Source organism: Paenibacillus sp. HWE-109, assembly GCF_022163125.1.
GTDB lineage: Bacteria > Bacillota > Bacilli > Paenibacillales > NBRC-103111 > Paenibacillus_E.
Genome location: NZ_CP091881.1, coordinates 205,514 through 230,092, shown reverse-complemented (window position 1 = coordinate 230,092; position 24,579 = coordinate 205,514). Strand labels below are relative to the sequence as shown.

Annotated in this window: 16 protein-coding genes; 6 read left to right on the top strand and 10 right to left on the bottom strand. The window is 47.1% G+C overall.

What is annotated here, in order from left to right:
- Window positions 1-2: 2 nt before the first annotated feature.
- From LOZ80_RS01065 to LOZ80_RS01050, 4 genes are all read right to left on the bottom strand, one after another.
- Complete coding sequence (locus LOZ80_RS01065; protein ID WP_238169697.1) at window positions 3-1,574, bottom strand: methyl-accepting chemotaxis protein; 1,572 nt, start codon at window positions 1,572-1,574, stop codon at window positions 3-5.
- A gap of 23 nt (window positions 1,575-1,597) precedes the next feature.
- Complete coding sequence (locus LOZ80_RS01060) at window positions 1,598-2,002, bottom strand: hypothetical protein (protein ID WP_238169696.1); 405 nt, start codon at window positions 2,000-2,002, stop codon at window positions 1,598-1,600.
- Between the two features lie 252 nt (window positions 2,003-2,254).
- Window positions 2,255-2,752, bottom strand: a complete 498-nt coding sequence (locus LOZ80_RS01055; RefSeq protein ID WP_238169695.1) for a CYTH domain-containing protein — start codon at window positions 2,750-2,752, stop codon at window positions 2,255-2,257.
- 72 nt (window positions 2,753-2,824) lie between these two features.
- Window positions 2,825-3,634 (bottom strand): helix-turn-helix transcriptional regulator, encoded by an 810-nt coding sequence (locus LOZ80_RS01050; RefSeq protein WP_238169694.1) that lies wholly within the window; start codon window positions 3,632-3,634, stop codon window positions 2,825-2,827.
- Between the two features lie 110 nt (window positions 3,635-3,744).
- Here LOZ80_RS01050 and LOZ80_RS01045 point away from each other — a divergent pair, with 110 nt between their 5' ends.
- Window positions 3,745-5,451 (top strand): glycoside hydrolase family 2 protein, encoded by a 1,707-nt coding sequence (locus LOZ80_RS01045; RefSeq protein ID WP_238169693.1) that lies wholly within the window; start codon window positions 3,745-3,747, stop codon window positions 5,449-5,451.
- Window positions 5,452-5,599: 148 nt separating this feature from the next.
- Here LOZ80_RS01045 and LOZ80_RS01040 read toward each other — a convergent pair whose 3' ends face one another.
- On the bottom strand, window positions 5,600-6,340 hold the full coding sequence (locus tag LOZ80_RS01040) for a FlxA-like family protein (protein ID WP_238169692.1): 741 nt from the start codon (window positions 6,338-6,340) through the stop codon (window positions 5,600-5,602).
- A 211-nt stretch (window positions 6,341-6,551) separates the two neighbouring features.
- Window positions 6,552-7,376, bottom strand: coding sequence for an AraC family transcriptional regulator (locus LOZ80_RS01035; RefSeq protein WP_238172873.1), 825 nt, complete (start codon window positions 7,374-7,376; stop codon window positions 6,552-6,554).
- A 188-nt stretch (window positions 7,377-7,564) separates the two neighbouring features.
- On the opposite strand from LOZ80_RS01035, the gene LOZ80_RS01030 reads away from it, so the two are divergent.
- A complete protein-coding gene (locus tag LOZ80_RS01030; protein WP_238169691.1) occupies window positions 7,565-8,347 on the top strand; it encodes a sugar phosphate isomerase/epimerase family protein in 783 nt (260 codons plus the stop codon).
- A 184-nt stretch (window positions 8,348-8,531) separates the two neighbouring features.
- Window positions 8,532-12,743 (top strand): glycoside hydrolase family 9 protein, encoded by a 4,212-nt coding sequence (locus tag LOZ80_RS01025; RefSeq protein WP_238169690.1) that lies wholly within the window; start codon window positions 8,532-8,534, stop codon window positions 12,741-12,743.
- Window positions 12,744-13,472: 729 nt separating this feature from the next.
- Here the strand turns inward: LOZ80_RS01025 and LOZ80_RS01020 are convergent.
- On the bottom strand, window positions 13,473-14,573 hold the full coding sequence (locus LOZ80_RS01020) for a glycoside hydrolase family 88 protein (protein WP_238169689.1): 1,101 nt from the start codon (window positions 14,571-14,573) through the stop codon (window positions 13,473-13,475).
- A 25-nt stretch (window positions 14,574-14,598) separates the two neighbouring features.
- Window positions 14,599-16,998 carry a glycoside hydrolase family 2 TIM barrel-domain containing protein gene (locus LOZ80_RS01015; RefSeq protein WP_238169688.1) on the bottom strand — a complete coding sequence of 800 codons (2,400 nt, stop codon included), beginning with the start codon at window positions 16,996-16,998 and terminating at the stop codon, window positions 14,599-14,601.
- Window positions 16,999-17,187: 189 nt separating this feature from the next.
- Here LOZ80_RS01015 and corA point away from each other — a divergent pair, with 189 nt between their 5' ends.
- The 3 genes from corA to LOZ80_RS01000 are packed head-to-tail and all read left to right on the top strand — an operon-like array spanning window position 17,188 to window position 22,446.
- On the top strand, window positions 17,188-18,138 hold the full coding sequence (corA, locus tag LOZ80_RS01010) for a magnesium/cobalt transporter CorA (protein ID WP_238169687.1): 951 nt from the start codon (window positions 17,188-17,190) through the stop codon (window positions 18,136-18,138).
- 12 nt (window positions 18,139-18,150) lie between these two features.
- Window positions 18,151-21,267, top strand: a complete 3,117-nt coding sequence (locus tag LOZ80_RS01005; protein ID WP_238169686.1) for a hybrid sensor histidine kinase/response regulator — start codon at window positions 18,151-18,153, stop codon at window positions 21,265-21,267.
- A 24-nt stretch (window positions 21,268-21,291) separates the two neighbouring features.
- A complete protein-coding gene (locus tag LOZ80_RS01000; RefSeq protein WP_238169685.1) occupies window positions 21,292-22,446 on the top strand; it encodes a response regulator in 1,155 nt (384 codons plus the stop codon).
- Window positions 22,447-22,493: 47 nt separating this feature from the next.
- Here LOZ80_RS01000 and LOZ80_RS00995 read toward each other — a convergent pair whose 3' ends face one another.
- Window positions 22,494-23,372: an AraC family transcriptional regulator gene (locus tag LOZ80_RS00995; RefSeq protein ID WP_238169684.1), complete on the bottom strand. Its 879-nt coding sequence runs from the start codon at window positions 23,370-23,372 to the stop codon at window positions 22,494-22,496.
- A 75-nt stretch (window positions 23,373-23,447) separates the two neighbouring features.
- Window positions 23,448-24,458 carry a zinc-dependent alcohol dehydrogenase gene (locus tag LOZ80_RS00990; protein ID WP_238169683.1) on the bottom strand — a complete coding sequence of 337 codons (1,011 nt, stop codon included), beginning with the start codon at window positions 24,456-24,458 and terminating at the stop codon, window positions 23,448-23,450.
- Between the last annotated feature and the right edge of the window lie 121 nt (window positions 24,459-24,579).

The following is a 24,579-nucleotide window of genomic DNA, read 5'->3' as shown; positions in this document are numbered from 1 at the left end:
CCTCACACTTTAAAATTCGATACCGACTGATTCAATTCATCGGCTAGTTGTGCTAATGATTGGGAAGAACTGGCGGTTTCTTCAGCGGCTGCAGCTGACTCTTGGCTTACTGCGGCAATATTTTGAATATAAGTAAGCACTTCTTCGGATTGTGCGGATTGCTCTTCGCTTGCTGCAGCAATCTCGGATACTTGTTGTGCGGTGTTCGCAACCATTTGCACGATATTGTCAAATTGCACGCCGGTAAGCTCGGACAGTTCTGCAGCTTCGGATACAGCTTTTACACTCAGATCCGTGTTGGTTTGCATCCCTTTAATGATAATGGCAATTTGTTTCGTGGCTTCACCACTGCGTTCGGCAAGCTTCCGTACTTCCTCTGCTACAACGGCAAAGCCTCTTCCTTGTTCACCAGCTCTGGCTGCTTCAATTGCTGCATTCAAGGCTAACAAATTCGTTTGATCTGCGATATCATCGATGACCTCGATGATTTGCCCGATCTTCATGGCATCTTGTTCAAGTAAAGACATTTGCTTGGATACATTGCCCATTGACGTCACAGAAGCTTGTACAGCAACTCCGCCTTCTTTGGCGCCATTTCTTGTTTTCTCCGAAAGCTCAGCAACCACTTCCGCATTCTTTGCGACAGAATCGATAGCCACAGAAAGTTCTTTAAACAGATGATTAACCGTTTGTGTCGATTCTGCTTGATGCATGCTGCCTTTGGCAATCTGCTCTGTCGTTGCCGATATTTCTTCAGCGGCGGCGGCTACATTTTGCGAAGATGATACGGTTTGGCCAATCAGTGCACGCAAGTTATCCAACATCTCATTAAAAGATTGAGCTAAGGAACCAAGCTCGTCCTTCGTTTTCACCAATGCTTTCTCTCTTAAATCACCAGCAGAAGCTTTCATAACAACGGACAATAAGGAGTGCACCGTTTTGGAAATGCTGCTAGACAACACCAAGGCAACCGTAATCCCAACAACAATCGCAATAATCCCAAAAATAAGAATCATCAGCGTTCCTTCCTGATTTTGGTCAACCGCTGTATCGACTTCCAGCTTGGCACCTGATTTGTTATAAACAATCCATTTCTCTAACAAATCAGAAATCTGCACACGGAAGGGGCGAACTTGATCGACGATGACTTGTGCTTGTTTATCTTCATTTTTAATGGCTAATTGAATAATAGCGTCCGTTTGGCCTGTATAGGAGGAAATATTCTGAAGAAGTTGGTTATAGATAGTCGTTTCTTCACCTGGATTAACAAGTTCCGCATACTCTTTTAATTCTGCGTTTAATTGTTCTTTACTTTTGTTTATGGTCGTTTGTACGCTAGCAATTTTATCCGGCTCATCTTCCAGTATGATTTGGTGAAGCCCCACTCTGATTTCATAAAAGTTCGTTTTAATTTCATCGATTTTCAAAATGCTTGGAAGCCAATTTCCCTGAACATTCATCGCAGATGTCTGAATGGCATTCATTTTCATGATTGCTACAAGTCCTACCGCAAAAGTTAGCGCCAGTACGATAATAAAACTGGTAAGCAGTTTCATTTTAATAGTTGCTTTCATCACTAAATCCCCCTAATATCTCGTTAAATGTTTTGTATTTGTATAGCCGAGAAAACAAGATCAATAAGCTCTCCTCTTGCTTGATTCAAGAAACCCAACGATGTCTGCTGCAAAAAATCAATGCATACACAAGCTGACAACAAAATTTTATCGGCAAAATAATACATGGACAGCTCATAGGGAGAAGAAGCACTTCTGACCACATCGTGAATATTCGTTTGCTTGTAAGTGTCGGGAAGTTCAATCGTATAAATCATATACAGCGTTTCATCAGGAAATTGAGAAATCTGAAATATTTCTTTGTAAGAGGAATTCGTCTCCGAATGCCAACGAAAACCATAGTGATATAACGGGTCCTCCTCCCAATGATGTTCAAATTGTGTAATTAATTCGAGAAACTGCTGGCGATAATAGTGCTTCAAATTCATAGATGGTCACCTCTCAGTAACCACATCTTACCTAAAAGTTGTTATTTAAAATCTATTTTAAATCTTAGCTAAACATTATTTTTCCTAATAGTTAGCTAACGTAATCTAACATTTGAGCCTTACATTTGTTAGGAATCTGTAAAAAATTACCCGGTACAAAATGGAAAAGGCCGAATTTGATCCCAAGGTTCGGATCAAATTCAACCTTACAAGCTGTGTATGTTTCATGTTCTGCTAGACATGTTGCTGAAACTATAAGTCCTGCTTCTGTAAGGCCACCCACATCGATTTATTGCGAAATTCTTCCTCTTGGCCTAATTCACGCCCGAACCACGCTGGTATTTCAAAGCGCTGCGCTGCTCCTAGATCGTCGAACTCCACTTCCACCACCATCAAATCTACTTGTTTGTATTCATCAATTTCGAATTGCAATTCCTTATATGCAAGTGTCGTGCGAATCTTCTCCAACGGAATTAAACCTGTGCGCTCCAACAACTGCTTGTAGACAGATTCCGAAATGCTGTATTCAATCTCTTCTCGCACGAGCCCATGCCCTGACTTGAAGGTATGCGTGAAATAGTCGGAGCCTGAGCTATCCACCAAGTGACGAACACGGATTTCCTGATCTTCGGAAAACGCCAAATACGTTTGATAAATATATTGTTTGGATACTAGTTTTACTTCTTCACGATTCAATTCCTCCGTGGGGAAGGCTGGCAATAAAAACTTTCTTTCAATTTCTGAACCCATTGAACATCCTCTTTTCCATGTCATATCGATATCACCGTTATTTTACCACGCCACATCCAAAAAAACGTTAGCTCATTTATGCAAGGCACGGAAACGGGCCGGAGAAATCTGATTCCAAGCACGAAACATTTTGCCAAAATGAAATTCATCAGCAAAACCACAGGCATCCGCCACGGCTTTCATCGGCTCCTCTGTCAGAAGAAGCAGTGTCTTGGCCTTCTCATTTCGGATTCTATTCAAATATTCTTTGGGAGAAATGCCTAAGTGACGCATAAAAAGCTTACGTAATTGGGAAACAGAAACATGAAGCGTACGAGCTATTTCTTCCATTCGCAGAGGACGGTTATAGCAGGTTTCCATCCAGAACTTCGCTTCCTGATACGCCTTCAGGTAGGGATCCGACGAAGAATTCATATACTGAATCAGTTTTGACAAATGATATTGGAATTCCGCCCGATCTTCCTGCGGATCTGCATTGGGCGTTGCTCCTATTAGTTTCATCTGTTCGTGAATCCAGACCGCCTGTTCCGGGGAATACGTTTGGATAAAAGGAAGATGAAGCGAATCTACAGCGATTGGCTGCTGCCAAATCTGATTCTCATACGGAATATCCAGCACATCAAATAAAAGCATTTGGATATGGAGAGGGTGCTCTACCGAAGAAACCATATTTAATGTAAACCCGGGCTTCAAGTAAAGCAGAATGCCGGATTGCACATGGATCGGCCTCTCGTCCAGGGAATGAGAGAATTCGCCCTCCCCGCCCATTATCCAGTAGAACGAATGGATGTCCGTCATGTTGCGAATATCTTTCCAACCTGGCACGGGCAGCTTCTCATAGGTTAAACGAAGATGGTACATACGGTGTGATTTTGTTTCCATGGCCCACCATTCTCAAAGCGATTTTGACAAATATCAAACTACTTTCTCCATATATAATGCACTAGTTCCATGATACTCTGTACTAAACATACATGAAAGGGGATTTTCCTGTGATACGTACTTTTCACCAGCATCACCTTCGCCATACCCGACTTTTGGATGGATTATGGGATTTCGTCACGGATCCTGGTCAAATCGGATTGACCGAACAGTGGTACACGCAATTCCCCGCACAGTCGCAAAAGCTTGTCGTACCCTCATGTTGGAATAATGAACTTGGCCTCTATGAATATATCGGTGCCGCTTGGTACCGTACTTACTTCGACACCACACAAGAAGCTAATCTTCGCTTCATTTTTGAAGGGATACTTCATCATGCGGATGTCTATGTAGACGGTCAGCATCTAGGTTATCATTTCGGTGGATACACCCAGTTTGCGCTTGTACTTCCTCATCTTGCGCAGGGTAAGCATGAATTAATTATTCGTGTCGACAGCACTTTGGATTGGCAGACACTGCCTACAGATGTGGCAGACTGGTACTCTTATGGAGGTATTATCAGGTCGGTCGAACTGCAGGAATTGCCTGATGTCTATATTGATTCTTTGAAAATCGATTATACATTAAGCGGCCATACAGCCGATGTTGAGCTGCACGTCCAATTAAACTCACTTAGCTGTGCAGATCAAGAAATTGAAATCGACGTCTCCACAGAGGCGGCTATTTTCTCAACAGCAACTGTCCAGATTAGAGCAGGCCAATCCTCCAAACTTACACTGCGCGGAAGCCTGGCGAACGTTCGCATATGGGACGTAGGACAACCTGAATTGTATACATTTGCGATTCGCGCAGGTGAAGACGATCTCATCGACCGCACCGGGTTCCGCACGTTGGAAGTGTCGAATGGGCAAATTCTGCTCAATGGCAAAACGCTCTATTTGCAAGGCGTGAATCGGCACGAGGAACATCCGGAGTGGGGATTCGCTTTCCCGCCTAAACTCATGCTGAAGGACCTGGCTATTCTCCAGGATATGGGCTGCAACATCGTTCGGGGGTCCCACTATCCGCAAAGTCAGTTCTGGATCGATCTGCTCGACGAGCATGGCATGCTGCTCTGGAGTGAGATTCCGATGTGGGGATGTTTCATGAGCACCGAAACACTGGCTAGCCCGATCTTCACGGATCGCGGCGTCCATATGCTCGGCGAGATGATCAGCCGCGACTATCACCATCCGTCCATTATTTTCTGGGGGGCACATAACGAGATCGATACACGTACGAATGAAGCCCTGGAGCTTACGAAGAAATTCGTCAGCCAAATACGCAGCATGGATGACAGCCGTCTGGTTACTTACGCGACCATGCATCCCGTTGAAGACATCGTGCTGTCCTATTTCGACGTCATTGGCATCAACAAATATTACGGCTGGTACGAAGGCAGCGTCGACGGATTCCGCGACATGCTTCAGGCCTATTATCGGAATGCCGAATCGCAAGGTGCCGGCGACAAGCCGGTCATCATGAGCGAATTCGGCGCCGCGGGCATCTTTGGCGACGCTGGCTGGGAACCGCGCTTATTCAGCGAGGATTATCAAGCTGATGTCGTGCAACAGGCACTGAAGATCTTCCGTGCCGATCCGCGCATCGTCGGCACCTTGATCTGGCACTTCGCCGACATTCGCGTCGACGTGCGCAGTGATCGCCCGTACTTCCGCGATCGGGCGCGGAGCTTTAACAATAAAGGCTTGCTCAACGAGTATCGCAAGCCTAAGCTCGCTTATCGCTTGGTAAAGGAGATCTATCGATCGGAGCGGTAGGGGATTGGGGAGCGCCCAGTAAGATTTCGCTCCATCTGGAAATAACAAAAGAGGCTTTCTCTAGGTTTTCAACCTTTAGAGTTAGCCTCTTTTTGCCCAATCGCCAACCAACATAATCATAAAAGGTGGGGGTTGTAGATCCACCATTTTAAATTCTGATGTCAATCTGTTTAACCTCTATTTTCTTAATAACAACCTGTTTAACCTCATCTTCATTTTTTTTATCTGTGTCCTCTTCCCCGATGTCTTTCTTATCCTCAGTTTGAATTTGCTCGATGGTATCCTTGATTTTAGCATATGTTTTACTGATACTGTTATTTATCACAGCTTGTTTTGCTTCATTTTCTTTAACGATTTCTAATTTACTCTTTATAGTCGTTGCTTCCGCATGTTCAGTCATCACTACTCGATCAATATCATAATTAAGTCTATCCGTTACTGCAGGAGCGAGTTTAAGATACAAACGATCTGATTTTACATTATTTAAGTTATCTTTGGATTCACGCTCAAGCTGCCCATTCATTTTGTTGCTTGCCTTAATACTGTCAAAGTTAACACCGATTTTTAAAATAACATCCATTTTCGTATCATCTTTTGAAACTATATTTTTATCTGCTTCTTTCGCTTCATTTTGCTGCTTATTTAACTTCTCTAATCTTAATTGACTAATTCGCGCTTCTACTTGCTGGATTTGTTCTTGTATCTCACTAATCCTTACCATGCGTTGCTTATCGTTAAGTTCTTTATTAGCCTGAACATTTTGAATTTGCTCCTGCAACTTATCTGTTTGCTGCATTAAATCTTTGATTTGTGTATCCAATGCATCCGTTTTGGGAGCACTCGGCCGATACGCTTGAACAGAATTATTGGAATTTACATTAATATTCATAATAAAGTTTATCTTCCCTTCCAAATCATACTAAGGTATATATCGGTTTTCGATCTGGATTTATTTAGGAAAATATCCTGCTGTAAAAAAAGGGACCTAGCCAACGGGGCCAGGTCCAAAGTTTATATTAAAAAAGGGGGGTCTTGTTTATTATAATACCTCACCAATGTTAGAGGACTGTAACAGGAATGTTCCAATTGTGTTACAAATGCTACGTATGCCCATAGTACTTGGACGGCGCAATTTTATGGAAACGTTTAAATATCTTAGAAAATGTATACGGATCAGCAAAGCCAAGCTGATAGGCAATCTGCTTCACGGTCAGTTTCCCCTCGTACAAATATTCCCTGGCTCGATTCAGCTTGAGACGCGTCATATAATTTTGAGGGGTCACGCCCATTTGGGCTTTGAAAAAAGCATAGAAATATTTGGGCGACATGCCGCTCATCTCAGCCAATTGCTCCACCGCTATGCGCTCTCCGATGTGCGCCTCAATATACGCCAGCACAGGAACCAGCTTGGTAAAATGCTTCGAGTGTAGTTCCGCTCCCTGCAGCCCTATCGGAGGGTGTTTCGGAATCGATAAAAGACGGGCTAACAATGCGAGGAAGAAGCCTTTGAGCATTAATGACGCCATCGTCTCTCTGTTCTGGTAAGCATTGAAGGCCTCTCTGAATAACTCCCTCTCCTTAGTCAGACAGGCCCCGCTAATAACACCCATGAGATCAAACTCATTCAGGAAGTTAAAGCGTTCACCCAACGAGAAATCAAAGTGGACAAATATGTGACTGCAGGAATTCTGGGAACAAGATGCCGTATAGGCCACCCCAGGATTAAAAAAAACGATGTCCCCCTCTTTTGCCACAGACATGACGCCTTGAACATCAACCTCAACTTCACCGTTAGTCACCAGCCAAATATCGTAGTCAGGATGCTGTTTTGCCTCCGTCCAGCCTTTATCATGACTAGCCGTGCCGATGCTGCCTAAACGCAGCTCTACATATTCGCTCAATTCGTCTATGATATTCCGATTCACCAACGTTCATCAGCTCCCCGATGTTCTTACTTCCAGTATACGTACGAATAGACCCTTGAACAACAAAGGGTTTTATGCATATTCGCAATCGTACTGTATGACATCATTCAATACCTTTGACCATTTCCACACGTTTGTATGCTTATTACAATGAACATGAAAGCACTCATCTCAAGGAGGAATGCGACATGAATCAAATCGGTTGGTGTGCAGGAATTGAACAAGCGGAGCTGCTTGCGGCTCATGGATTGGATTATGTGGAATGTGCTCTCTCATCCCTGCAAGTTGAGGATGAACGAGCATTAGCGGAGAGAATTCCCCTGTATGTCAATTCCCCGCTTCCCGTGCGTGCCTTGAATATTTTCGCGCCAGACGGCATGAAGTTGGTAGGTCCGCAAGTGGATCGTGAGAGAATCCGGCGCTACGTCAACAAGGCTGGAGAAGCGGCAAGCCGCATCGGTGTGGAGGTTGTTGTGCTTGGCAGCGGCAAAGCCCGCATGATCCCTGAGAATTGGGAGCCTCAGCAAGCTGAAGCTCAGATGTTGGAGCTGCTGAACTGGATCGCAGAAGAATGGCAAGGAAATGGCATTACATTGACGCTGGAACCGCTGAACCGCAAGGAATCCAATTTGATGAACAACATAGCCGAGGCCGTTCATTTGGCGAAGCAAATCAATAGCCCAACGATAAGGGTGCTTGCCGACTTTTATCATATGGATGAAGAGAAAGAACCTCTGGATACGATCCTCACACACAAGGATTGGATCGCTCATATCCATCTTGCAGATACGGGAAGACATGCCCCTGGAACAGGCGTTTATCCTTATCAAAGGTTATGTGAGGTATTACAAGCCATCAACTACACAGGCAAGCTTTCTGCTGAATGCCACTGGCCTACATTAGATGGCGGACTTAGCGATAGCATCTCCTATATGAAAGAGGTGATTAGCCGCATCCATAAGGGTGCTTAACCATTTGGCTAACATTGATCACACATTGACCATGATATATCATGGCTGACATCCAGTTCTTCCACTATGATCAAAATGACAGCGATTTCAAAGAAAGGGGGGATCCATAAAGTCAGGGGTTTGCTGCAAGGCAAGCACGATACGTTCGCAAGTGTTTTGGATAATACGAAAATGGAGGTTATTCATGTTGCCAACGATTCGCAGTAAGAAAAGAGCAAGAACGTTGCTAGCCCTTTGCTTAGGTTTCCTTTTAGTGTTCAACGCCCTTATCGCTCTTCCTGGTCTTTCTTCCGCTGCCGTAGCACCGCTTCCGGGACCTGGCAATCCCATTAATTATGACGATTTTGCCAGTGGAGGTATTTTCAAAAAAAACTGGATGAATTGGTTTAACCAAGCAGGCGGAACCGGTACTTTCACGAAGTCGACCATCGATTCCCGGACGGTTGGCGTGTTCGCACAAACCCCAGCGACAAGCTCATCTTGGGCCAAGTTCCAGCCTGAGAATGAACTTATCAATTTATCCGGTTATCGTTATGTGAATGTTACGATGAAAAATCCGGGATACGCGGACGCTCGCATTCGCATAGTTGTTAATGACGGGACGGCCAGCTATAACTTAACAGCAGGCTGGGTAGCTGTGCCGACTTCTTGGACGACTAGCCAGTATGATCTCGCAACGATAGCTCCCAACCTCAAAAAAGCTACAGCTAGATTCGAAATCTGGCTCAGACAGCAAAGCGGCACCTATGGCGAGATCCTGATCGATGGGATTACAGCGACTACCGCGTCCACGGGTACGGCGCCAACATTGACATCTATCGGTGTGACTGCCAATTCGACAGGCACCTACAATCAGAATACAAGCTTTAATTTCGCTGCAACTTACTCAGATGTTGACAATGAAGCGCCGTTTGCTATGCAGTTGGTGATCGATGACACAGCTTATGACATGAAAGAAGTCGACAGCAGCGATAAAACATACTCAAACGGTAAAAATTATGCATATCCTACGAAGCTGCCGGTAGGTACCCATACGTACTATTTCCGTACGACCGATGCTACCTCCACTGAAGTTGCAACCTCCGCCCAGTCTCTTCTTATCGTTAATTCCGAACAGCTCATTGATGTCGTTGTCAGTCAGGCAGGTTACAGCGCGAATGACTTCAAAAATGCCAAGGTGACGTCGACAACGGCGGTAACCGATACCACTTATCAAATTCTGAACGGGACTACGGTCGTGGCCTCGGGCACGATGCAAGACGAAGGAGTCATATGGAACCAGCATGTTTATTCCATTGATTTCACTGCGATTACAACGACGGGCAACAATTATACGGTCAAAACAAACGGCATCTCCTCCTATCCCTTCGCGATCCAACCGAATATCTGGAACAACTACAAGGATGAGATGACAGCTTTCTATCGCATTATGCGTGCCAGCGTAGCCACTTCCGACGCTTATCCCGCAGACTACAGCACAGTGGCGCCTTCGGCTAAGGTCTTCCACCCTGCCGGACATCTCGACGATGCCGCCTCTGCTGATCGTACGCAGCATTATGATTTGACAGGCGGTTGGTACGATGCAGGCGACTATGGCAAGTACGGCGGCAATCAATGGGTCGGCGCTGAAATTGCTCTAGCCTACGTCCGCTATGCCGATGCGGCAAGTGTGAAATTCGATAATGACAGCAATGGCATTCCCGACCTGATTGATGAAGCCATCTTTGGCAGTGAATATGTCATCAAATTCGCTGACCAGCTTGGCGGGGCTATGTACAATCTGAAGAACAACGCGAGCTTCGTGCATCCGGAGAAAGCAACGGATAATGTATCCGGCACAGCCGATGATCGCGTACTCAGCGATTATGGGATTGGCGGTTCTGCCAAGTCTGCAGGAACGCTAGCGGCAACTGCACGTGCAATTCAAATCGCTATCGCTAAGGGAGATATTACTCCTTCCAAAGCAGCGGCACTCACATCCTTTGCAGCCAAATGCCAAACAGCCGCAGAGGTCTTCTACAACTACGTGCTTGCCCATCCGAATGATCCAGTAGGCTCTTATACGACCAAAGGCGGCATTGACAATTCCATGCTGCTCGCTGATGTGGAGCTTTATTTGCTCACCAATAACATCAGCTATAAGAATGCGGCAATTGCCAAAATTAACGTACTCACTCTTGACGATCTTGCTTCAACGAACTATTGGGATATGCGTCCTATGTCTTTGGCGGAATTCTATCCTGTTGCTGGCACTGCAACCCAACCTCTTATTCAAAATTTATTGAAAAAACAGGTCGATTATTTTATATCAACTTCCGATGATACGCCATACAGTGTGTTTAATCAGTTCAAAAACTTTGGCGTCAATGAACCTCATGCCTCTTACTTGGGCGATACATTAAGATACTATGAGCTTTTCCATGATCCCGCAGCGCTGCGTGCCGTGCAGAAAGGACTGTACTGGATATTCGGTGAAAATCCTTGGAATATCAGTTGGGTTTCCGGCATTGGCACCGACTATGTCGATTTCTTGCATACCCGTTTCGATGAAGAGTCGAATACCCCTACGGGTACAGGCGTCATCATCCCTGGGGCTATGGTCAGCGGACCCAATATGAAGGATACGAAGGATATGAAAAGTGTAAGCCCTTGGTACAAAGATCGCTCCCTGTACTCGGACGACACCAACCAATGGCGGTATAACGAATTCAGCATCAGTATTCAAGCAGGACTGTTGTATACGATCATGGGGCTCAGCGCAACGACTAGCACGACTTCCCCAGCCGGAACGAACCCGATCCCGCTGCCGATTCTATCACCCGTTATCGGTGACTATGTTCGTGGAAATGTAACCGTATTTGCCGGACCAGCAAACGGTTTGTCTGCAATCACTTATAAATCTGGAAGCTCCTATCTTCCGATGTCCGTTTCCGGCGCCGTCTACGCAACCACGATTGACGAAAGCTTGTCGAGCGCATATGCCAATAAGCGAGTTGACGTCAGAGGCATCGATGCGGCAGGCAATGAAAGCTACAGTTCAACGCATTACACGATTGCAGCACCATTGCCTGACCCTTCGACCCCTCTGCTGTATGATGATTTTAACGGCAAAGGACTCTGGGGCTCCATCGGTGGTAATGGCGAGTGGGTAAACTGGTATAATCAGAATGGTGGAACAGGTACCTTCAGCAGAACAACCGTAGACAGCAAGCAAGTCGGTAAATTCACCCAAACTCCGACCGCTGTCGCTTCAACCGCCAAGTTCCAGCCGTGGCATGATGCTGTTGACGTCTCAGGCTATCGCTATTTGAACTTCGCAATGAAGAATCCGGGTTACTCGGATATGCGAATGAAAATTGAACTGAATGACGGTACTAGAACACAAAATCTGACCGGCGGCTGGGCAGCAGTACCTGCTTCGTGGACAGATCTCCAAATTGATTTGAACGGATTAGCATACCCTGTCAATAAAAAGGCTGTCACGTTGTCCATATGGCTCAAACAAAATACAGTCACTTATGGCGAGCTGCTGATCGATGAAATTAAAGCATCGAATACGAACAGCGGAACCGCACCAACTTTGACTTCGGCAGGCGTAAATGCAGCATCTGGAGATCTTAACACCAATTATACCTTTAACGTCACCTATACGGATGCCGATAACCAAGCGCCTTTCGTCATGGAGCTAGTCCTCGATGGGGTTGTCCATGCCATGGCTCCGGTCCATGCAGCCGACACCACCTACACGGATGGCAAAGCCTATACGTATACAACCAAGCTTCCGCTCGGCATTCACTCCTACTACTTCCATACGACGGACACGTCCACGGATGCCATTAGTACGACCGTTCAAACAGGCCCGATCGTCAGTCAAACGCTATTCTCCGATGATTTCAACGACGGCAACGCCAATGGATGGACCTCGACCAGCGGAACTTGGAGTGTAGTAAGCAACCAATACAGCGGTCAAGCCAATTCCGCGCAAAGCCTATCTCTCGCCGGGAATGCTGATTGGACCAATTATACTTTCGAAGCGAAAGTTAACGTCACCAACAATACAAATGGAAATAAGGATGCCGGATTGGTCTTCCGCTACACGGACGACAATAATTACTATGTGCTGTTTCTGAAAAATAACGATAAAACCGGCCGCAAGATGGAACTCCTCAAAGTAGTGAACGGCGTACGAACAGTTCTGGGTTTCACTAACCCCAGTATTGCAGCAGACACTATGTATACTTACAAAATTGTCGTCAATGGCAGTTCCATTTCAATTTACAAAGACGGTAATTTGGAAATCAGCACCACGGACAGCGCGCTTGCGAGCGGCAAAATTGGAGCTCGTGTCTATGCGAATACCAAAGCGATCTTTGATGACATCAGCGTAACCCGCTGAAGCAGCAATTTAGGCTTGGATGTGAGAAAACGGCTTCGCCGCCCTGAGAGTTGAGCATCTTTCAAGCGACAGCTCCTCCTAAGGGAACTGTAGGGCGCTATTTGGGCAAATAGCAGGGATGCTCGGGGGTTAGCGGAACTACAGGGTCTTATTTCTGCGAAAACCGCTGAATTTCTACTCAAAAAGCAAAATAGCGAACTGGAGTTCCCTCTGACTCGCTTTAATGACACTTTTTGCCGGAATAGCGCACTGGAGTTCCCTTATCTCCACGCGAGACGGTTGGGATGACTCCCCATTTATAATTAAAGGCTGCCTCTTGTTTTCAATGTTGAACTACATGGAAAAGCTACCGTTATTATAGGTATTTTCGCATGAAAAGCCCATTTACATGGAAAAACTCCCGTTATTTCTGATACTTTTCCACTGAATAGCGATTTCTCTCTAAATTAGCTGGAGGTTTTCCAGTTAGATGACCGTTTAGAGCCATTAACGCTAAAATTAGCAGGAGATATTCCTGTAAGTTTTGGCTCCGTATCGAGATAAAAAAGAGGTTGCTCTCTAGGTTGGTAACCTAACGTGGATTGTTGCATTTAGAAGGTAATTGAATGAAAAAATTCCAATGAAAACAGGATGAACAAGGTTCAAACGGGGATTCTATTGGGAATTATCCAATAGGATCCAATGAAAAAGAGCTCCCTTCAAGGAAACTCAAAGGGAACTCAATTCAGCTTAGAAGATTCGCTGCGTCCAGTTTTTCAGCTTGGCTGCGGCTTCTATATAATAATAATCCCCGTAGATCAGTCCTACGTTGACGTTTTGTCCCGCCGGCTTATGCCCGGTGCCTTCTCTGAGGATCGACTCCCTCGATCCATCCAGATCCGCGTAATCCTGCGTCAGCGCATCCATGATCCGGATCGCCTGATTCCGGTATAAATCCGCTTCCTCTGCGGGTACCAGCGAGGCGATTTCAAGCAGTCCTGAAGCCGCGCAAGCGGCGGCGGACGTGTCTTTCAACTTCAAATCCGCATCACCTGTGCGGAAATCCCATAACGGAATGGGATCCACCGTGGTGTTCGCCATGAAGTAATGGGCGACCCGCTTCGCAGCAGCCAAATAACGGCTTTCCCCCGTATAGCGGTACACGTTCGCTAAACCGTGCAAAGCCCATGACTGTCCCCGGCTCCAAGCGGAGGTCGGGGAGAACCCTTGTCCGCCCAACGCCTCGATGAATGCGCCCGTGTCCGGATCAAAGCTAACGATATGACAGACGGAGCCGTCATCCCGAATGAAATGCTCCAAGACCGTATCCGCATGCGCCATGGCAATTTGTTTAAGCCGCGGATCGCCAAGCTCTTCGGCTGCCCAGAGGAGCAAGGATAGATTCAAGCTGGAATCTATAATCGCCCAGCCATGCTTGTCCTGATTCCAAGCGCGCAGGAACTGTCCGGCTTGATTGAAGCGTCCGGCAAGGAAATTCGCTGCGTGCAGCCCTCGTCTACGCCCATCCTGATCCCCTGTCATTTTGTATTTGGCTACTGCCGTAGGCAGGAATTGAAAGCCAACATCATGATGGAAATTGTTCTCCCGCAGGAAGCAAGCTTCTATTTTGGCATCCCAATCCCAGGCTTGCTGACGATACTTGTCTTCTTGGGAGACGTCATACATAATCCATAAGAGCCCTGGCCAAAAGCCTGATGTCCACCAATCCAAACGGGCATCATCGTACACGCCCTCTTTCTCCACGTGTGGAGATTTACTTCCGATTTGCTCGATCATAGTGTCAACTTTGCGTTGCAATTGCGGCCACAGATTCGAAATATTCAATTCCATCCACTCCTAACGGTTGCGTAATATGTCAACTATTCATCTTCACGAACGAAGGCTCTAATCCTTCTCCATGCACGGAGACGATCGATGTCCCGCCCTTTAAATCCACATAAATACGGGCACGTCCATTCGCAAGTTCCAGCGTTCTGGAACCTCTTACTGTTCCTAAGTTATCAAGCAGTTTCCCTGATCCCGCTAGGCCAAAATGCACCAAATTGGCCGCATCCGCGCAAAATACGCCATGCTGGTCGTACGCCAAAGCCTCGACAAAACTGCCATCATCCGGGTGTTGATAAGCGGTCAGCCGCAGTGCGGCAGCTTGTTCCCAGCTTTCCGTCTGGTATTTGAACGTAGTATCGTCTTGAACTACGATATCGCCTTCACCAGAGGCCACAGCTACAAGACGATTCTCCCCTGACGGCAAAATCACATCCCAGCGCAAACCTGCACAAGGATAGTTCTGCGTGTCTCTCGTTCGTTTCCCATAGCTCTTTCCATTGACAAAGAGTTCAACTACCGAACAGTTCGAATACACTTTGATGGTCTGCAATTCATCGGCTTTTCCCGTACGAACAGGCAGGCTTCCGCCATAAATGCGCACCATTGGCTGCTCAGACCAATAAGATTGAAAGACGTAATAGGCTTCTTTCCGTCTGAAATCCCGTTCAACGACGCCCTTCATATTCAAGTAAGGAATCGGCGAATCCGGTCGCACCGGAGTTGAGAAATCTTTGAATGACCACTGCGCAGTGCCGGTCAACCAGTCCATTCCCTGCTGCGCGCGCAAGTACCAATCAATCATGTCGCAGAAATAGGTCTCCGACCAATCCCCCAAACTGGAAACGCGCGGATCGCCGCCAGTCAGCAGGTAATCACCATCGCGCTCGTCAGCCCCTGCCCCGGTTTGGATATCCTCGAATCCTGTATATGGTTTCTTCACATGGCGTCCAGCCACATTATCTGCTCCCCATTCAACATGGAGGAATCGATCCACACTTTCAAATCCTGTACGCGTATAAGTCTCATATTCCGGATAAACACCCCGATACCATCCCGCCCAAATGGAAGGCGAATACACATCAATGATGTCTCGGCAAAAGTCGCAGCGACGAATCGCCGTCAGTCTCGTATCATCCAACGCATGGGACAACGCATGCAGCTCACGCATGAAATCCCTAATTTCCTCTACATCAAAATAGTTGAAATCCGCTTCCCAGTCGTTCTCATTGCCAAGGCCCCACAAAATAATTGAAGGATGATTGCGATGCTGCTCAATCATCGCTGTCAGCATATCCTTGCATTGCTGACGGTAGGAATCGCCGCCGATACCGCCGCGGCACCAAGGAATTTCCTCCCATACGAGCAGTCCCAGCTCGTCACACAGATCCAGGACAATCCGCGACTGCTGGTAATGCCCCAAGCGAATGAAATTCGCGCCCATCTCCTTGATGAGCCGCATTTCCTCACGAATCATCGCCTCTGTCATAGCTGCGCCTACGCCGGCATGATCTTCATGCCGATGTGTGCCGCGGAGCAGCAATCTTTGTCCATTGAGGTGGAAAGGTCCCTTCTCGATGAACTCGAAATAGCGGAGACCGAACCGTACAGCTAGAGCTGTTTCGCTTGCGACAGCCTCATCCACCGGCATCAAAGTAACTTCGCACGTATACAAATGAGGGTGCTCAGGGCTCCATAGCTGAAAATTGTCGATTTGGAAGCGGGTGATTTCGTCCTTGCCTGCCCACGTTTCGTTATCAAACACCCCTGTGAACACTACCTGTCCCGCGGCATCCCAAACTTGCAAACGCATACGTATCATCCGCTGGATCTGCTCAGGATTATACAGTTGCACCTCAACAGCAGCCTTGGCTTGATCCGCAGTCACATGCGTCACTACATGCACAGTCTCAATCGATAGGTTGGGCACATAGACCAGATTGACATATCTGTATAAACCGCCATAGAGATTAAAATCACTCACATCTGATGGAATCGTTTCCAAATTTCTCGTGTTGTCACAGCGAATAGCAATCGGCACCTGATTACCGTAGTAGGCCGGGAATTCGTTTGCCGCTAATTGATCCGTGATATCAAGGACGAACTCATCATAGCCGCCTTGATGTCCGCCGACAAGTTGGTCATACACATATAATTCCGTTTGCTGGCCTGCTCCTTCGAAATGAAGCAGTGTTCTCCCCTTCGGGTACGGGTTGTCGATCGACAATAAGGTCCTGTACCAGCCCGGTCCTTGGTAGTAGGGCTTGTCCGGATCCATAGCATCGAGTGCATTGAAACAATGCGGCAGTTCTACTTCCTGCCAAGCAAGATTATAGTGATTGTTTAATTTATCTTTGCGCCAAACTTCCCAGACGCCGCCTAACGAACTCTGCAAATACTCCCAACCCGTATTCAATCGCTTTGTAAACATAAGCTCCTCCTGATGTACATGCAGATATCTTTCCATTATAAAGAAATCCAAAACACGTCGCATGTACAAAATTAATGTCTACTTGTTTTTTTTTAAGGTGGGCGTCGGCAGAACGTTCTGATCTTCTTTCATTGTATGGTAAAATAGAGCAGATAGAAATAACGAAAATACGAATGTAGGAGTTTTTCAATGATTCGCTCCCTTGCCATAACCAAGGACTTCAAAGTCCTTCACAATGTACCCCTTGACCAACTTGAAGATCCGAATATCCAGTGGTATTGGGTTGATTTTAATAATCCCAGTGAGAAGGATGCCTTGCACCTCAAGGATCACTTCAACTTCCATCCTTTAGCCATCGAAGATTGCTTTTATTTGCTGCAGCGCCCCAAAATGGATCATTATGAACAGATTCATTTTTTCGTCATGCATGCGATTAATGCCAAAACACTGGCTGCTGAAGAAGTGGACATGTTTCTCGGGAGCAACTTTATTGTCACGTTCCACCTGCATGAGTCGCGAGAAATCGAAGATGCTTGGAGTCGTGTATCGGAACAAGAGAACCTGCGGAGTGAAGGGCATATTTATGCTGCTTATCTCGTATTGGACAACCTCGTGGATCAATATTTTCCCAGTGTTTATCAAATTGAAGACCAGCTTGACGATATTGAAAACAATTTGAACTCGGAAGCTACCGAAGTGCTGATGAGCCATATTTTCGAAATACGCGGTAAATTATTAAAATTACGTCGTACTATCGTACCTATGCGCGATCTGCTGTACAGAGTCATTAATACGGATCGGATCGATCAAATCCGCGGGCATCTTGTCTTTTTCACGGATATCCATGACCATCTGCTCAAGCTCTCCGAAATGATTGAATCCAATCGCGACATGACCGCAGATATGCGAGACAGCTACATCTCTTTGAATTCCAACCGGATGAACAGCATTATGAAAACATTAACGGTGATTACGACAATCTTCATGCCGCTAACCTTTATTGCTGGTATTTACGGAATGAATTTCGCTCATATGCCCGAGCTCGAGTGGCACTGGGGGTATTTCGGCATCCTGCTCATTATGTTCGGGATCGGATTCGGCATGTTTCTCTGGTTTCGGAAAAAAGGATGGTTTAAATAGGGGAGATTGGCTATGAACAAAACGTTTCGTTTCTCCATCGTCATGATATGCCTGCTGCTTATTATAGCCGTTGGCTACTATACATCGCAGTTAACCGCCTCTGACCGCAAAGGACCGATTGCCGCTCAAGGCATCCTTGATCTTACGAAAGCGAGCCGTGCACTCGATAATATCGTTGCTCTGGATGGTCAGTGGGAGTATTATCCGAATCAGATGTTACTGCCTGCGGATTTTCAGTTGAATGCGAACGGAACATCTGCGCCTGAATATGCACTCGTCCCTCATCGCTGGGACAAACAGCAAGATTTCAGCTCGGCGCGCTCAGCCAAAGGGTATGCGACCTTTCGCCTGCACATTCGTTTAGCGCCTTCAGACGGTGAAACACCTACCCTCTATGGCATCAAAGTCAACAATATTAAATCGTCACACAGCTTGTACATCAACGGTTCCAAAATTGGAGGAAGCGGCCAGCCGGGTACCAGTCTGGCCGCTACGACTACTTTCAATGCCCCTTATGTACGTTACTTTTCTACGGTTGGCGATACGGCAGAAATTGTTATCCAGGTCGCGAATTACGAATATTTTGTCGGTGGGATTACCCATTCTATTCTGATGGGAAGCCAGGAAAGCATTCAGACCTTGCGGGAGCGCAGTCTGCTGCGCGATACAGCTATTTCCGCTGGCCTGCTGCTTCTAGGGATTTACTTGCTTGCGCTTCACCCGCTTCGCCGCAAAGAACTGCCTTGGCTATATTTGGGTTTATTCGGTCTAGCCTGCTGTCTATTTTCCCTTACCCAAGGTGAAAAGCTGCTGACGCTGCTCATGCCGAGTTTACCTTATCCCGTATTTTTGAGAGTCCAATACCTCTCAGGGATTTTTGGTGAGTTTTTTCTTTTGCGCTATACCCAAATCACAGTAACTCATCGTCTTCATAAGGGCTTTGCTTATTTCACGAACATGATCTTCGTTGGCATTGTCCTCAGACTGATTTACATATCGGTAACACCGATGACCCTATTTTCTGCAATAGAATCCTTTTCTATCGGGTTAACTAGCTTAACTCTCCTGTTTATTGTCGGCGTCATGCTGGTTGGTGCAATCAAACGCGAAGAAGGGGCTGTCTATATGATGATTGGGGCCATGTCCATCCTAGTGCTGGCGATTCTCTATCGACTGCAAGTGCTTGGCAACACACACGTATCCCTACTGCTGCCCATTCCAGTTGCAACTGCCTTATATTCGCAGGTTTTGCTGCTCTCGAGCCGGTTGACCGAAACTTTCGAATCTGTCGAAAAGCTCTCTGGCCAATTGCTTGCTGCGGATCAGCAGAAAGACGAATTTCTGGCCAATACGTCCCACGAAATGAGGACACCGCTGCATGGGATCATTAATTTATCGCAATCTTTGCTTGATGGTGCTGCGGGTCCCATGAATGCGGAACAACGGAGCAACACCTCCCTGATTGTCGCAACAGGACAAAGGCTGGCTCGTTTAATCAATGACATTTTGGATATGTCGCGAATTCGTCATGGAGAGTTAATCCTTCGACCGCGTCCTCTGGCTCTTGCGCCTATTGTCCAGCATGTCTTTCATGTCCATCAATCTTTGGCAGCAAACAAGCCGATTCAACTGCTGCAAGATATTCCGGGCGACCTTCCGCTCCTGCAAGTTGATGAAGACCGATTGGTCCAAATTTTATCGAATTTGGTTGGCAATGCGCTTAAATTCACAGCCGCAGGAGTCATTCGAATTTCCGCTGAGCATAGAGACGAATCGATTTATGTCTCTGTCTTTGACACAGGCATCGGCATCGCTGCCGAGCGGCAAGCGGCTATCTTTGCCCCCTATGAACAGTTAAGCCCAGGCGAATACAGCGGTATCGGACTTGGACTCAGCATTACCCGCAAATTATTAGAGCTGCATGGAGGCACGATAACCGTGGAATCCCAGTTGGGCGCAGGTTCCACCTTTACTTTCTCCTTGCCTGTTGCTGATGCACAACTGAGCTCTTCCTTGCAAGCCGCCGAAAATAGGATTCCTGCTGCTTCTCCCATCGAATCAGCTTCAGAAACAGCCTTATGGGGATCAGAGTGGCCATTGACGGCAGACAGCTCCACGGCCTCCATCCTCGTTGTGGATGACGATCCTACGAATAGAAAAGTGCTCGAAAACTTGCTGTCCATTGATCGCATGTCCGTCACCTCCGTCGAAAATGGCGAACTAGCCTTGCGGCAATTAGCGAATAAGGAAGGTCACTATGATTTGGTCATTCTAGATCTAATGATGCCTGGATTATCAGGCCTTGACGTCTGCAAGAACATCCGGGAAAGGTGGTCATTGTCTGAACTTCCCGTCCTGCTGCTAACCGCTCGCAGCCGCCCCGAGGATATGCTTGCCGGCTTTGAGGCAGGGGCCAATGACTTCCTGGGCAAACCTGTCGATGCACGAGAGCTTCGCACTCGCATTCGCACGCTGCTGGCGATGAAGAAGTCGGCGAGCGAGACCGTTGCCTCCGAGCTAGCTCTGCTGCAAGCGCAAATTAAGCCGCATTTTCTATTTAATACGCTGAATACGATATTAGCCGTAAGTGATACCGACCTGCACAAGACACAGCGGCTGCTTACGCGATTAAGTTATTATTTAAGAAGCAGCTTTGACTTTCATAACCGTGAGCAAACCGTGACGCTGGAACAAGAGCTGGAACTGGTCCAAGCTTACTTATTTATTGAACAAGCCCGATTCGGTGACAGACTGCAGTTCCACTTGGAATGCGATAAGCAAGCGGTCCAACAACATATTCCAACCATGACCATCCAGCCTATTGTTGAAAATGCGGTGCGGCATGGCATCATGAAGCACGAAGATGGCGGCCTTCTTACCATTCGCATCGCCCTAGAAGAAAATTACATTCATGTGATCGTAGAGGATAATGGGATTGGACTGCCTGCAGCTTGTGACAGCTTTGCCGATTTTATCAACCAACGAACATCTTCCCCCGAACAACGTCAAGGCATCGGGCTTACGAACATTCATCGCAGGCTCGTGCACAAATATGGAGAAGGGCTGCACATGTTCAGCCGACCAGGCATCGGAACCAAAGTTAGCTTCCGCATTATCACGAATGCATAAATTGGAAAGACGAGGTGAACCCCCATGTATACTGTCATGCTCGTAGATGATGAACAGCCCGCTCTGCAAAGGCTGCGCCTGCTTCTTGAGAAACATACCGACCTGCAAGTTTCTGGTCTCTATACTAAACCATCGGAAGCGCTGGCTGCTGCAAGCAAAGAACACTTCGATGCCGCCTTTCTGGATATAGAGATGCCGGGTATGAATGGCCTCCAATTGGCTTCTGAGCTTACCCAGACGTATCCTGCGATGGAAGTTATTATGGTGACCGCTTATAACGAGTATGCCTTGCAAGCCTTCCGAGCGAATGCGATCGATTACTTGCTCAAACCGGTGGATACGGATGATCTCATCCGGGCCGTGCAAAAGCTCAAAAAGCGGCTCTCCCCCCTTCAAACAGCGCCCCCGAAAACGGACACAACGGTTGCGCATATCACTGGCTTGGGGGGCTTTGAAGTATACCCAGCCGGTCAGGAAAAGCCCCTTCGTTTTCAAACCGCCAAAGCCGAAGAGCTATTCGCTTACATGCTGGCACATGCGGATAACCATGTATCCAAATGGGTGCTATGCGAACAGCTTTGGCCTGACAATGAACCCGTTAAAGCGGAACAGAATCTGCACACCTGCGTGCACCGCCTGAAGAAAACATTAACCGAGTCTGCATTTCCTGCGCAGTGGCACTCCCAACGAGGCAGCTACCGTATGACTCTCGGGGAACAAGTGAAGTGTGATTGGCTTACCTTCGAGCAAGCGGCTGATAACGCCGTAGAATTATTGGGATTAACTGATCATCAACCAAACATTCAGATTGAACGCCTTGAACAGGCTGTGAGCGTTTATAAAGGGGGGTTGTTTGGGGGCAAAGATTACCGTTGGTGCGAGCCGCTGCGTGAGCGATTGCAACGTAAATTTGCGGACACCGCCAAGGCGCTTTCTCAATTCTACAAACAGTTGGATAAAGCTAGCAGCGCCATAGAACTGCTGCATCGTTTGGGGAACGACTTCCCTTATGATGAGGACGTACAGGAGCAAATTTTGGAGCATTATTTGCGCAAAAAGGACAGATCTGCTTTTTTGCTTCAATATGGCAAAATAGAGGCTGCGCTGCGAGATGGGCTGAACTTGCAGCCGAGCGAACGCATCGCACGCATGCATAAGCAAATGACAGCAATGAAGTGAGGATTTGGCGATGGACCTGGTTGCGGCGTTTCGAGCAGCATGCGCGCTTAATGCTTGCGTATGTCCGCGTTCATCGCCATGAACATGCTAGGCATCACGCCAACATGCGCCTTGAAAGATCGGCTAAAAAGATAAATGCTGGAATAACCCACCTGTTCCGCGATAGCTGTTAAGGTTTGATCACCAGCCATAATCCGAATCTTGGCTTGCTCAATCCGGGTATGCGTCAAATATTGATGAATCGTCATACCTAATTGATCCTTGAATAGAAAGGACAGGTGATTCGTTGAAACCCCCGCATGGCTGCTAATCGACGCATTATCGAGCTCAGGGTTAGCGAAATTCTCATTGATGTATTTTATCGTATGCTCAATAAACACCCAGCCTTTGGTGACCTTGCCCTCTTTCCCATTGACGCCTGCCTGAGCCCGCAAGAATAAAACCAATAATTCTAAGCAGATCGCTTTGGTGATCAGGGGATACCCAGGTCTTTGGGCGAGAAATTCCTGATGCAGAATCAGAAACCGTTTCTTGAGCTCCATTCGGTCCGTTGCTGATAAATGAGCGATTGGCAGCTTGGAAGAGAACTTCATCTCATTCGGGGCCACCACATTTCGTTCAGCTGTAATCGACTGATCCTTCCATAAACTCCGTTGTTCCTCATAAAATAAATCAAAATGAACAATATACTGAATCAACGGCTCCGGCGACGTCGAACGAATCAGATGCGTCAAAAAAGGGGGCATCAGCAAGACGTCCCCCTCCTGAACCTGATACGTAATGCCATCCATGAAAAACTCGGCTTCCCCTTGCTCGATATACGTATAGACATGGTCATAGTCCATCCATTTTCCTGCCAGAGATACTGATTTATGGATCTTGACCATCCTGACCCAAGGGGACAGCTCATTCATCCAAGTCTCCATACATTCCTCCCTCTCTCTGGCAGCATCATGGCTCAATGCCTCGCTTGTCATTTCTATTCTCAGTATAACGGAAGCCTATACCGTACTCCAATCAAATAATACGCCGCTGTATTGATCCTTGTTTACCTTTAACCCCTCATAAGCCTCCTTGGCTTGTTTCGGCTCCAGAACATGGCTGATCAGCGGAGCGATTTGCAGCCTATTATGCTTCATCAACTCGAAGACAATCGTCGAATTTCGGACTAAAGAATGTTTCACGAATTCATTAGGCTCAACTGGATAGCGCCATTCATGCGCCCCTTTGAACGTGATGCAGCCACGGTTATACAGATGGCAGTAATTCAGCACATCCGTGATGTCTGTCTGATACTCGCCTCGAGGACTGCCCAGAAATATGATCTCACCTAGTTTGCCGATGTACGCAAGGCTCTCCACCGCAACCTGGGGCACACCGGTAGCCTCAATATGAGTAGAAACACCCTTCGCCTGTGTAATCTCGGCTATTTTCTCCTTTACGTTGCGGTCTTTCCCGTTGATGGCAACGTGCAAACCGGACTGTTTGGCAATGCGCAGCCGCTCCTCCGATAAATCAATGCCAATCACCGTCGCGCCTTGCGCCTGCGCCAATTGAGCAGCCATATTGCCGATGAGGCCTAGCCCGGTGACGCTTACATAATCGCCAAACTCAATATTCGAAACCCGAATCGCCGTTGTTGCCACCGTCGCCATGCGTGTAAAGGGCACCCACTGCAAGTTCAAACTCTTGGGAACCTTCAGAAACGTTCCGTTTGTCCCCGTAACCTCATACTTGGCGTGATTCCCATAATGGAAAATAATATCGCCCTCTTCATAAGAGGGCACGCCTTCCCCGACTTCCACAATTTCGCTGACTGCCGCATAGCCTGGAATGCCGGGCATCTGAAACCAGGCTTCATTCCCTGAAAGCATCGCTAGCTCCGTACCTGGACTGATTAGCGTGTACAGCTTCTTGACCAACACTTCCTGCGGACCTATCTCCTGCGAAAATATCTCCTGAACCGTCTCCACTTGCCATGGACCCTGAAATACGACCTTTGTATTTTTCACCGCTGCCCAACACTCCTTATTGATTATCTCTCCTTCAATATAGTTGTTTTTGTTGGGGGTGTCTTTGACGTGGAGAATGATTTTTTATCTAAAAGTACGATGTTGGGGCTGAACTATGTTT

Coding starts and splice junctions, on each gene's coding strand:
- LOZ80_RS01005 (WP_238169686.1), top strand. CDS start 18,151: ATGAACAAAACGTTTCGTTTCTCCATCGTCATGATATGCCTGCTGCTT.
- corA (WP_238169687.1), top strand. CDS start 17,188: ATGATTCGCTCCCTTGCCATAACCAAGGACTTCAAAGTCCTTCACAAT.
- LOZ80_RS01060 (WP_238169696.1), bottom strand. CDS start 2,002: ATGAATTTGAAGCACTATTATCGCCAGCAGTTTCTCGAATTAATTACA.
- LOZ80_RS01055 (WP_238169695.1), bottom strand. CDS start 2,752: ATGGGTTCAGAAATTGAAAGAAAGTTTTTATTGCCAGCCTTCCCCACG.
- LOZ80_RS01065 (WP_238169697.1), bottom strand. CDS start 1,574: ATGAAAGCAACTATTAAAATGAAACTGCTTACCAGTTTTATTATCGTA.
- LOZ80_RS01015 (WP_238169688.1), bottom strand. CDS start 16,998: ATGTTTACAAAGCGATTGAATACGGGTTGGGAGTATTTGCAGAGTTCG.
- LOZ80_RS01020 (WP_238169689.1), bottom strand. CDS start 14,573: ATGGAATTGAATATTTCGAATCTGTGGCCGCAATTGCAACGCAAAGTT.
- LOZ80_RS01040 (WP_238169692.1), bottom strand. CDS start 6,340: ATGAATATTAATGTAAATTCCAATAATTCTGTTCAAGCGTATCGGCCG.
- LOZ80_RS00995 (WP_238169684.1), bottom strand. CDS start 23,372: ATGGAGACTTGGATGAATGAGCTGTCCCCTTGGGTCAGGATGGTCAAG.
- LOZ80_RS01050 (WP_238169694.1), bottom strand. CDS start 3,634: ATGGAAACAAAATCACACCGTATGTACCATCTTCGTTTAACCTATGAG.
- LOZ80_RS01030 (WP_238169691.1), top strand. CDS start 7,565: ATGAATCAAATCGGTTGGTGTGCAGGAATTGAACAAGCGGAGCTGCTT.
- LOZ80_RS01000 (WP_238169685.1), top strand. CDS start 21,292: ATGTATACTGTCATGCTCGTAGATGATGAACAGCCCGCTCTGCAAAGG.
- LOZ80_RS01025 (WP_238169690.1), top strand. CDS start 8,532: ATGTTGCCAACGATTCGCAGTAAGAAAAGAGCAAGAACGTTGCTAGCC.